Source organism: uncultured Sphingomonas sp. (assembly GCF_913778135.1).
Classification (GTDB): Bacteria; Pseudomonadota; Alphaproteobacteria; order Sphingomonadales; family Sphingomonadaceae; genus Sphingomonas.
Genome location: NZ_CAJYVU010000089.1, coordinates 1 through 9643, shown reverse-complemented (window position 1 = coordinate 9643; position 9643 = coordinate 1). Strand labels below are relative to the sequence as shown.

Sequence of the window (9643 nt, the reverse complement as noted above, 5' to 3'; positions counted from 1 at the left end):
GTGTGGCGGGATGTTGGTTGCCATGCCGACCGCGATGCCGCCGGCGCCGTTGACCAGCAGGTTGGGGAAGCGCGCCGGAAGGACCTGCGGCTCGCGTTCTGACGCGTCGTAGTTCGGCTGGAAATCGACGGTATCCTTGTCGAGATCCTCCATCAGGTAATTGGCGGCGCGGGCGAGGCGCGCTTCGGTGTAGCGCATCGCGGCGGGCGGATCGGGGTCCATCGAGCCGAAGTTGCCCTGGCCGTCGATCAGCGGCAGCCGCATCGACCAATCCTGCGTCATGCGCGCCAGGGCGTCGTAGATCGCGGTGTCGCCGTGCGGGTGATACTTACCGATCACGTCACCGACGATGCGCGCGGACTTGCGATACGGGCGGTTGTAGAGGAACCCGCTCTCGTTCGCGGAATACAGGATGCGGCGGTGGACCGGCTTCAACCCGTCGCGCACGTCGGGCAGTGCGCGTGCCACGATCACGCTCATCGCGTAATCGAGATAGGAAGTCTTCATCTCCTCGACGATGGAGATGGGGGCGATGTCGGACGGGTCGGCGAGGATGGTCTCGTCGGTCAAGGTGCTACGCTCTTCGTGGCTTCTAGGGAAAGGAGCAGCCTAGCCGAGCAGTCGGCCCGTGACCACCCCCGCGCGCGTACGTGCGTATACGTGCGCGCGCGGGAGCATATAAAGTCGGATCAGCGCTTGCAGGCCAGCTTGGTCTTGTTGCCTGCCTTGGAGCAATCGTAGGTGACGGTCTTGCCGGTCGCGGTCTTGGTGGTGACCATGTGACTGCCGGCCGCGGTGTGCGACTGCGTCGTGCGCGTGGTCGCCATCGCGGGCTTCGTAGACGACGTCTTCGTCGTGGTGCGCGTGGTCGTGCGTGCCGCGGTGGTCGCGTGCGTCATCGGCGTCTGTGCGACCGCCATCCCGGCGGAGAACAGCGCGGCGGAGGAGAGGATCGCGAAAGGCAACGAACGGGTCATGGAAGGTCTCCTAATCGTCCGGCGCTTCATCGCGCCTCATGCCCGGTTAGGAGCCCGCGCGTGACACGGCGCTGTCGCGTTCATGAAGGTTGCGTAACAAGACCACGCCGATGCGTCAGGGTGCGATCTCCGCGCCGTCCCAGGCGAAGTGACGCCCGCTGTCGGTGACCTTGAGGCCATCGATGACGTCGAGCAATTGCACCGCGGCGCGGTCTGGCTTGAACAGGTCGCGACCCGATTGCCGGAACGGTTGCGACAAGGCGGTGTCGACGGTGCCGGGATGGAGTGCGACGACGAGCCCGCGATCGTTGCGGCGCTTGTCCTCGACCGCCAGCGTACGGACGAGCTGGTTGAGCGCCGCCTTCGACGCGCGATAGCCGTACCAGCCGCCGAGTCGGTTGTCGGTGATGCTGCCGACGCGCGCCGACAGGAAGGCGAGCACGCTGCGCCCGGTCTTCGGCATGATCGGCAGGAAGTGCTTGGCGACGAGCGCGGGGCCGATCGCGTTGACCGCGAACTGACGCGCAAGCCAGGCGGGATCGAGCTCACGGATCGCCTTTTCGGGGCCGTGCGCGGCATCGTGGAGCAGGCCGGTGGCGACGATCACGAGGTCGGGCGATCCGGCGCGGGCAGCGGCGGCGGCGATGCTGGCTTCATCCTCCAGGTCGACGTGGCGGTCGCCGGTGAAGGAGCGCGCGAAGGGGAGCACGCGCACCTCCTCGTCTTCCAGCGCCTCGACCAGCGCCGCACCGATCCCGCCCGAGGCACCGATGACGACTGCGTTATTCACGCTCATGATGCTGCGCCGGTGCGCGCGAACGTCCAGCGGTCGTCGCTGCTCGCGCCGGCGTCAAATGCATAACCATCGCTGTCGAAGCCGCGCATCGCGTCCGTGTCGGTGACGCGGTGCTCCGCCATCCAGCGTGCCATCGTGCCCCGCGCTTTCTTCGCGTGGAAGCTGATGAAGCGGCCGTCCGCCTCGCGGAAATCGACTGCGATCACGCGGGTGCCGGCGGGCAGCTTGCCGTCCACGGCCGCGAAATACTCGTTCGAGGCGAGGTTGAGGATCGCACTCGATCCCTCCTCCGCCAGATCGGTGGCGAGCGCGTCGGCGATGCGCGTGCCCCACCAGTCGGTCAGCTTCTTGTGCCGCGGCGCCCAGCGCGTGCCCATCTCGAGTCGGTAGGGCCGCATCGCGTCGAGCGGGCGCAGCAGGCCATAGAGGCCGGAGAGCAGCCGCAGGTGATCCTGCGCGAAGCGGATCGCGGGCTCATCCAGCGTCGCGACCTCGAACCCGGTGTAGACGTCGCCGGCGAAGGTGTAGATCGCCGGGCGTTCGGCCGCGTCTGGAAAGTCACGGAAACGGTCGGCGTTGAGCTTCGCGAGGGCAGGGCTGATGTGCATCAGCTCGGCGAGCTTCTTCTGGCCGAGGTGCGAGGCGGCTTTGGCAAGCGTTGCCGCCTCTTCGGCGAAGCGCGGCTGAGTGGTGTCGAAGGGCGCCGGTGTATCGAGGTCGAGCGTCTTGGCGGGAGAGAGCAGGGCGATCATCGCAGCCGCGCTAGCCGGAGGAACGCGCGCGTTCAATCGGGGTTCAGCGCGTGACGGGTACGTGACGTCCCTTCCTTGAACCCGCGACGCTCCGTCACTAGAGCATCGCGGCAGCAGGCACACTCGCGGCCGTATCGGAGAGAATAGTCGATGAAGAGGTTCACCAACGCTTTGTTCGCAGCCGCACTTCTCGCCGGTGGCGCGTCGCTGGCGGTACCGGCCGCGATCGCGGCACCGAAGGACAAGAAGGCCGATGGCCCGGCGCTGAAGCTTAGCAAGGAAGTACAGGCGCCTGCCGCCGCTGCGCAGACCGCGCTTGCCGCCAACGATTTCGCCGCCGCCGAAACGTCGATCGCGCAGGCCGAGGCGGCCGCGAAGACCGACGATGAGCGTTACATCTCGGCAGCGCTGCGCCTCAACCTCGAGGCCAAGAAGATCGGCGCGAACCAGGGCAGCGACGCCGCACTCGCCGTGCCGCTCAAGGTGTTGGTGACGAACCCGAAGACGCCGCCGGCGGACATCGGTCGCTATAATTACGAGCTCGGCCGCATCGCGACCAACGCGAAGGACAATGCGGGCGCGGCGCAGTATTTCGCCGCGGCGCAGGCGGCTGGCTATACCAACCCGAACATGACGCTTCAGCTGGTCAAGTCGAAGGCTGATGCGGGCGATCTCGCCGGTGCATCGACCGAGATGGACAAGGTGATCGCAGCGCAGGTCGCCGCCGGGCAGAAGCCGGGCGAGGACCTGTACCGTTTCATGATCGCGAAGAGCAATCAGAAGCGAAACGGCGCGCTGACCTACCAGTGGCTCAAGAAGTACGTCGAGGCATATCCGACCGCCAAGAACTGGCGTGACGCGGTCACGACGTTCGGTCTGACCTCGGGCGGTGTCGCGACGCTCGACAAGGGGCAGAAGGTCGACCTGTTCCGCCTGCTGCGCAACGGCAACGCGCTCGCCGACCAATATGATTATGAGATGTACGGGCAATATGCCTTCGATCTCGGTATCCCGTGGGAAGCAAAGACCGTGCTCACGCAGGGCATGTCGTCGGGCAAGATTCCCTCGTCGAGCGCGAGTGCGACCGGCCTGATTGCCGCATCGAACAAGTCGATTAGCAATGAGGGTTCGCTTGCGGGGCTGGAAACGCGGGCCAATGCGGCGGCGAACGGCAAGCTGGCGGCGAGCACCGCCGACGCGTTCTTCGGCACCGGCGACTATGCCAAGGCGGTCGCGCTTTATCGCACCGCGTTGCAAAAGGGTCAGGTCGACGCCGACGCGGTCAATACCCGGCTCGGCATCGCGCTCGCTTACTCGGGCGACAAGGCCGGCGCGCGGACCGCATTCGAGGCGGTCAAGGGGCAGCCCCGCGCCGATCTGGCAGGTTTGTGGATCGAGTATCTGGATCACCCGCCGGTCGGCTGATCCGATTATTAGCGAGGAAGAGGAGGGCGGCCTGCGGGTCGCCCTTTTTCGTTGATCCTTATGGGATCGGAACGCCAGTCTGCGCCTTGGCTGTGCGGATTGTCAGCGACGACTTGACGCTTGCGACATTGGGCGCGGCGGTCAGCTGCGTCGTCAGCAGTCGCTGAAAACTCTCCAGATCGGGCGCGACGATCTTCAGGATGAAGTCGATCTCGCCGTTGAGCATATGGCATTCGCGCACTTCGGGAATCGTCGCGATATGCCGCTCGAACAGCGCCAGATCCTGCTCGGCCTGGCTACGCAGGCTGACCATCGCGAAAACGGTGATCGGATAACCGAGCTTCGCCGGATCGCAATCGGCGTGATAGCCACGAATAACACCAGCCTGCTCCAGCGCCCGCACCCGACGCAAGCACGGCGGCGCGGTCAGGCCGACGCGCTCGGCCAAATCGACGTTGGTCATGCGTCCGTCTTCCTGCAGCAGCGAGAGAATTTCGCGGTCGATCTTGTCCAACGCCATGACTATACCCTGATTTCACATACGCGAACGATGACGACAGATGTTCGCGCTGCTGCTATAGGATAATTGCGCGACAACGCAATTGTGCCAAGGTGCGACAAATTGTCGGCGCGTCGGTGATGACGTAGCAACATCTGCGTTGTAGGCCGGATCGATCAGGTCGCGCAGCGATCGTTGTCAGCCCTGCAAGGAGGGTCGCGTGCGGTTCGATGACAGTCTGAAGACGGTTCTCGCCGCCGATGTCTCGACGTCATTCGGCGCGAGCGCTGCATTTCGTCAGCTGACCGATCTGATCGCGCGCGGTCGCGCACCGGCGGAAGACGTGCTGATCGCCCGGCTGCGCGCGATAGGTGAGCATGTGCCGGTCGCCACCCGCGCGTCGGTGGCGCGAGGCCTCGCGCTCGCCGATCCGCCTGCCGCGCTCGTTGCGTTGTTCGCGGCCGACGATGCGGAGGTCGCGGCATCGGTGCTGCGCGTTGCGCGGCTGACGCCAGAGGATTGGGACGAGCTGATCCCGCGCCTGTCGCCGATGGGGCGCAGCGTCCTGCGTCAGCGCAGCGATCTGCCGCCGAGCGCGGGGCGCGCACTGGAGACGATGGGCCGCACCGATTTCGCGTTGAGCGACCAGCGGCCCGCAACCGAGGTGGAGACGAGCGGGGCAGTTGCGGCGATTCCCGTTATGCCGATCGTTCACGCGGTTGCGGACGAGCCTGTTGTTCCGGTCGCCGAGGAGGCGCCGGTGGTCCACGGTGAGCGTTTCGAGATCGCCGATCTGGTTCATCGGATCGAGGAATTTCAGCGCGGTCGCAATACACCGTACCCGCTCGCACTCGCCGACGAGGCGCAGGTCGCGTCGTTCCGATTTGAGAGCGACGCCGACGGGATCATACGCTGGATCGACAGCGCGCCGCGCGGCGCTGTGATCGGCACGCATCTGGCGCATGCCGGGGTTGCGCGCACCGGTGTCGATGGGGTTGCCGCAGGCGCGTTCCGCAAGCGTGCGGCGTTCAGCGACGCGCGGCTGGTGATCGCGGGCAATTCGCCGCTCGGTGGCGACTGGCGGATTGCAGGCGTGCCGGTGTTCGAGCAGAGCAGCGGGCGTTTCATGGGCTATCGCGGCAGCGCACGGCGCCCGCGGATCGACGAGGATGCGGCACGCGCGCGTCCTGTTCCTGCGCCGACGCTCGATGCGCGCGGTGCCGAGGGTCTGCGGCGGCTGGTGCACGAACTGCGCACTCCGACCAACGCGATCGCGGGTTTCTCCGAATTGATCGAGCGCGAGTTGCTCGGTCCGGTCGCCGAAACATACCGCGAGCGCGCGGCGGCGATCCGGGCTCAAGTGTCGGGCTTGATCGGCGCGATCGAGGATCTCGACATGGCGGCGCGCATCGAGGCCGCGGCACTCGACCTGCGCGCCGACGTGATCGCGCTGCAGCCGCTGCTGACACAAGTGGCGGAGGACCTCGCCCCGCTGGCCGCGCGCCGCGGTGCGGCTCTGCTGCTGCCCGATGCATCCAATGCGCGTGTGGCCGCCGACCCGATCGCGGTCGAGCGCGTGATCTCGCGATTAAGTGCCACTTTGCTGTCGGCGAGTGCGCCGGGCGAGACGTTGCGCGTGAGGGTGAACGAGGGCAGCGCCGATCTGCTGCACGTGTCGATCGATCGTCCGGCGGCGTTCGTCGGGCGCGATGATCTGGGGCTGCTCCACCTCGACGATCAGGTCGATGATGCCGATGGCGCGCCGCTGTTGGGCGTGGGCTTCGCGCTCAGGCTCGTACGCAATCTCGCGGCGCAGCTGGGTGGTCACCTGCTGTTCGAGCCGACGCGGCTGACGGTCGCGCTGCCGCGCGCGGTCGCTGCACGCAAGGATGCCGCTTCCACGCTCCTTCCGTGACGCATCGCTTCGCGACGCCGGACGGCGCGGCGCTGGATTGGCCCGCCGCGTTCGGGCGCCGCTTCGTAGTGACGATCGACACCGAGGAAGAGTTCGACTGGTCGTTGCCGGGCGCAAGTGACGATTATGACGTGACCGCGATCGCGGCGCTTCCGGCAATGCACGAGCGGCTCCGGGCGCACGGCGTCAGCCCGATCTACATGGTCGACTATGTCGTAGCGTCGAACGAGGCGGCCGCGGCTACGCTGCGCGATCTGTTGGCACGAGATCCCGCCTCTGCGATCGGGGCACAATTGCACAGCTGGGTGACGCCGCCGCTCGGCCGCGGTGCGCGCGTCGAAACGTTTGCGGGTAATCTGCCGCGCGAGGTCGAGGCCGCGAAGCTCGACCGGCTGATCGCGATGATCGAGCGCGCACTCGGACGCCGGCCGTGCATCTACCGCGCCGGACGCTACGGGGTCGGTCCGCACACCTTCCACACGCTCGCGTCTCGCGGTTTTCGGATCGATGCGTCGATGCGCGCACGCTTCGATTACGTGCGCGAAGGCGGTCCCGATTTTACCGCGGTGGGGCCGGGCGCATTCATGCTGGGTGACGGCGCGCTGGTCGAGCTGCCGCTGACGACAATCTACACCGGATTGCTGCGCGCGCACGGTGCCTGGCTGCATCCGCTGCTCGGGCGGGTGCCGAAAGCGCGCGGTGCCTTTGCTCGAAGCAGGCTGTTATCGCGGGTGCCGCTCACGCCGGAAGGGACCCCGGCGGCCGAGGCAATATGCGCGATCGAGCAGGCGGCTGCGGACGGTGAGCGGTTGCTGCAACTGACGTTTCATTCGCCGTCGCTAGTGCCAGGGCATACCCCCTACGTGCGTGACGCGCGCGGACTGGCGCGCTTCCATGCCTGGTGGGACGACGTGCTGCCGGCGCTGGCGCGATGCGGGTACGCGCCGGTGACGCTCGATGAGATCATCGCCGCGTCGGATGAAATGCGCGCGGTGGGCCCGGCAGGACTCGAACCCGCAACCTAGCCGTTATGAGCGGCCAGCTCTAACCGTTGAGCTACAGGCCCTCCGCGCGCTCGCCGCAGGTAGCGGCTTCGACGCAAGCTTGGCAAGCTATCGTCGGACGATTGCCGCGGCGGAGGAGAGCACCGCCAGATCTTCGGCGAATCCAGTGGGCGTCTGACCATATTTGGGCAGCCACGCCATGCGCGCGCGCCAACCGGGGTAAGAGGCGACGACGGCGGTCACACCGCCGACCGCCGCACCGATCCAGCGCTGCCGCTTGGGTACAAGTGCGGCGCCAGCGATCGCCGAGGTGACGAAACGCGCGGCGAGCCCGATCGGCACGACGCGGTCAGGTGCCGTCTTCTGCTTGTCGCCCGCTATCTCGCCGATCGCAAGCGCGAGCGTGCCGGCCGCAGCCAGCGGGTTGGAGAGCAATCTGGGTGCGCCATTGTCGGCCGGCAGCTGACCACGCGCGGCGGCGATCGCGACGGTCGCGAGCGGAGTCATCGCACGCTGGCCACCGACCAGTCCCATCAGAAAGGATTTGCGCATCTATCGTCCGCCTTCGTCATCGTTGCCGGTTGTCAGCGGCACAACTCGGCGAGCGCGATCTGGTTCATGCGTCACGGCGAACGAAGAGGGCGAAAGGAACACCTGAACGAAGAAGGGCGCCCCGCAAACGGGACGCCCTTGATCGGGTGAGCGATGATTACCGACCGCGCCTTAGTAGTTTGCGGCGGTGTCGGACACGTTGATCGCGTCCGACGCATTGTCGAGCGCGGCGGCTGCGTCGGTGAGCGTCTCGCGCTCGGTCGCGTTGACCTGGCCCGCCGCTTCCGCCTCAAGCTCGTTCGCCATCTGCTCCAGATTGGCGGACAATGCTTCGGTGCCATTCTCGACCGAAACCGGTTCGGGCTTGCTGCAGCCGCCGAGCAGAAGAAGCGCGGCGCCGACCAGAGGGATCAACCTAGGCATCAGCAAGACCCGAACCGGGTCGGATTACATGTTGGTGGTCGCGGCGTCCGCCGAGTCACGGACGTTGTCGGCCGCGTCGTGGATGTTCTCGGCAACCGCCTCGGCGTTGTCCTCGGCGAACGGGTTCGCAGTGGTGTTCGACATGTCGGCGACGTTGTCGGCCATCGCGTCCATGTTGTCCGCCATCATGTCGGCGTTGTTCTCGACCGCGTTAGCTTCCGGCGACTTCGAGCAAGCAGCAACGGACATCAGGCCGGCGGCAGCGGCAACGAGCAGGATCTTCTTCATTCGAATGCTCCCAAGCATCACAAAAATCGCGGCCGACCCCAACGCCGTCGCGAAACGCCCGAATACCCTAGCGGTTCAGGGGGTCAATAAGGAAAATTCATCTGGCGTACAGGTTGCGACGAGTGGTTGAGCACTTGACATCACGGCCGCGTAACCGATCCGATCTCTTCGGACGCGTCGGCGACCACTGCGAGCATCGTCGTCCAGGCGGCAACATTCTGCTGAAGTTGCGCCGGATCAACGCGGTCGAGGGTGTCGTCGGGCGTGTGGTGGACGTCGAAGTAGCGCAGGCCCGACTGGTTGAGGTCGATGCCCGCGACGCCGGTCCTGATCGTCGCCTCGATATCCGACCCGTCGCCCGCGCCGCCGGTGCCGCGCACGATGCCGAGCGGGGCGAGCGCGCTCGCCAGCCGGTCCGCCACCGGCTTCGCGCTGGACGGCAGCGTTGTTTCGAACCGCCACACGCGATCGGCGCCGAAGTCGCTTTCCGCCGCGATCGCGTGGCGTTCGGTGCCGTGCTTCCTCGCGTAATCCTCGCCACCGAACCCGCCGACTTCCTCTGCGCCGAACCAGACGACGCGGATCGTGCGGCGCGGGCGTTTGCCCGAGTCGAGGATGCGCTTCGCCGCCGCGGTCGTAATTGCAACTCCGCTCGCATCATCGATCGCACCCGTGGCTAGGTCCCAGCTGTCGAGGTGACCACCAATCAGCACGATGCCGGCGCTCGGATCGGTGCCAGGTACCTCGGCAATGATGTTGCCCGACTCGTGCACACCGGTTTGCTGCGGCGTGAGGAGCAGGTGCATGCGGATCGGCTTGCCGCGTTTCACCATCCGCTCGATCTGCTCGGCGTCGGGTACGGCGAGTGCGGCAGCGGGAATCGCAGCGGTGCCGGTGGGGAAGTTCGTCACGCCGGTGTGCGGTAGCCGGTGCGTGTCGGTGCCGATCGAGCGGATCACGATCGCCGCCGCGCCTTTTGCCGCCGCCATCGCCGGGCCGGTGAAGCGTGCGG

At 66.7% G+C, this 9643-nt stretch carries 12 protein-coding genes and 1 tRNA gene; 3 read left to right on the top strand and 10 right to left on the bottom strand.

The features are described 5' to 3' along the window. The 4 genes from QZ847_RS08115 to yaaA form a co-directional block, all read right to left on the bottom strand. The coding region (locus tag QZ847_RS08115) for a DNA gyrase subunit A (RefSeq protein ID WP_294355238.1) at positions 1–570 on the bottom strand (570 nt) is incomplete at its 3' end. Positions 571–689: 119 nt separating this feature from the next. Next, entirely contained in the window at positions 690–977 is a 288-nt protein-coding gene (locus QZ847_RS08110; RefSeq protein ID WP_294355236.1) for a hypothetical protein, read from the bottom strand. 115 nt (positions 978–1092) lie between these two features. Further along, a complete protein-coding gene (locus QZ847_RS08105; RefSeq protein ID WP_294190515.1) occupies positions 1093–1773 on the bottom strand; it encodes an SDR family NAD(P)-dependent oxidoreductase in 681 nt (226 codons plus the stop codon). Next, entirely contained in the window at positions 1770–2525 is a 756-nt protein-coding gene (gene yaaA / locus QZ847_RS08100; RefSeq protein ID WP_294355234.1) for a peroxide stress protein YaaA, read from the bottom strand. Before yaaA ends, QZ847_RS08105 begins: the two co-directional genes overlap by 4 nt. A gap of 150 nt (positions 2526–2675) precedes the next feature. Here yaaA and QZ847_RS08095 point away from each other — a divergent pair, with 150 nt between their 5' ends. Beyond that, positions 2676–3950 carry a hypothetical protein gene (locus tag QZ847_RS08095; protein ID WP_294355231.1) on the top strand — a complete coding sequence of 425 codons (1275 nt, stop codon included), beginning with the start codon at positions 2676–2678 and terminating at the stop codon, positions 3948–3950. A 58-nt stretch (positions 3951–4008) separates the two neighbouring features. On the opposite strand, the gene QZ847_RS08090 is transcribed toward QZ847_RS08095, so the two are convergent. Beyond that, complete coding sequence (locus QZ847_RS08090; protein WP_093007638.1) at positions 4009–4470, bottom strand: Lrp/AsnC family transcriptional regulator; 462 nt, start codon at positions 4468–4470, stop codon at positions 4009–4011. A gap of 199 nt (positions 4471–4669) precedes the next feature. Here QZ847_RS08090 and QZ847_RS08085 point away from each other — a divergent pair, with 199 nt between their 5' ends. Beyond that, positions 4670–6364 (top strand): HAMP domain-containing sensor histidine kinase, encoded by a 1695-nt coding sequence (locus tag QZ847_RS08085; RefSeq protein WP_294355227.1) that lies wholly within the window; start codon positions 4670–4672, stop codon positions 6362–6364. After that, entirely contained in the window at positions 6361–7389 is a 1029-nt protein-coding gene (locus QZ847_RS08080; RefSeq protein ID WP_294355224.1) for a WalW protein, read from the top strand. The genes QZ847_RS08085 and QZ847_RS08080 overlap by 4 nt, the downstream gene beginning before the upstream one ends. On the opposite strand, the gene QZ847_RS08075 is transcribed toward QZ847_RS08080, so the two are convergent. From QZ847_RS08075 to QZ847_RS08055, 5 genes are all read right to left on the bottom strand, one after another. Next, a tRNA-Ile gene (locus QZ847_RS08075) sits at positions 7358–7430 on the bottom strand. The genes QZ847_RS08080 and QZ847_RS08075 overlap by 32 nt on opposite strands. Before the next feature lie 46 nt (positions 7431–7476). Next, positions 7477–7920: a DUF4126 domain-containing protein gene (locus QZ847_RS08070; RefSeq protein ID WP_294355221.1), complete on the bottom strand. Its 444-nt coding sequence runs from the start codon at positions 7918–7920 to the stop codon at positions 7477–7479. A gap of 171 nt (positions 7921–8091) precedes the next feature. Further along, on the bottom strand, positions 8092–8343 hold the full coding sequence (locus QZ847_RS08065) for a hypothetical protein (protein WP_294355218.1): 252 nt from the start codon (positions 8341–8343) through the stop codon (positions 8092–8094). 24 nt (positions 8344–8367) lie between these two features. Continuing rightward, positions 8368–8631 carry a hypothetical protein gene (locus tag QZ847_RS08060; protein WP_294193098.1) on the bottom strand — a complete coding sequence of 88 codons (264 nt, stop codon included), beginning with the start codon at positions 8629–8631 and terminating at the stop codon, positions 8368–8370. A 140-nt stretch (positions 8632–8771) separates the two neighbouring features. After that, on the bottom strand, positions 8772–9643 hold an 872-nt coding region (locus QZ847_RS08055; protein WP_294355215.1), incomplete at its 5' end, for a M20/M25/M40 family metallo-hydrolase.

Excerpts from the sequence above, each read along its gene's own strand:
- QZ847_RS08110 (WP_294355236.1), bottom strand. The coding sequence starts at position 977 with ATGACCCGTTCGTTGCCTTTCGCGATCCTCTCCTCCGCCGCGCTGTTC.
- QZ847_RS08105 (WP_294190515.1), bottom strand. The coding sequence starts at position 1,773 with ATGAGCGTGAATAACGCAGTCGTCATCGGTGCCTCGGGCGGGATCGGT.
- yaaA (WP_294355234.1), bottom strand. The coding sequence starts at position 2,525 with ATGATCGCCCTGCTCTCTCCCGCCAAGACGCTCGACCTCGATACACCG.
- QZ847_RS08095 (WP_294355231.1), top strand. The coding sequence starts at position 2,676 with ATGAAGAGGTTCACCAACGCTTTGTTCGCAGCCGCACTTCTCGCCGGT.
- QZ847_RS08090 (WP_093007638.1), bottom strand. The coding sequence starts at position 4,470 with ATGGCGTTGGACAAGATCGACCGCGAAATTCTCTCGCTGCTGCAGGAA.
- QZ847_RS08070 (WP_294355221.1), bottom strand. The coding sequence starts at position 7,920 with ATGCGCAAATCCTTTCTGATGGGACTGGTCGGTGGCCAGCGTGCGATG.
- QZ847_RS08065 (WP_294355218.1), bottom strand. The coding sequence starts at position 8,343 with ATGCCTAGGTTGATCCCTCTGGTCGGCGCCGCGCTTCTTCTGCTCGGC.
- QZ847_RS08060 (WP_294193098.1), bottom strand. The coding sequence starts at position 8,631 with ATGAAGAAGATCCTGCTCGTTGCCGCTGCCGCCGGCCTGATGTCCGTT.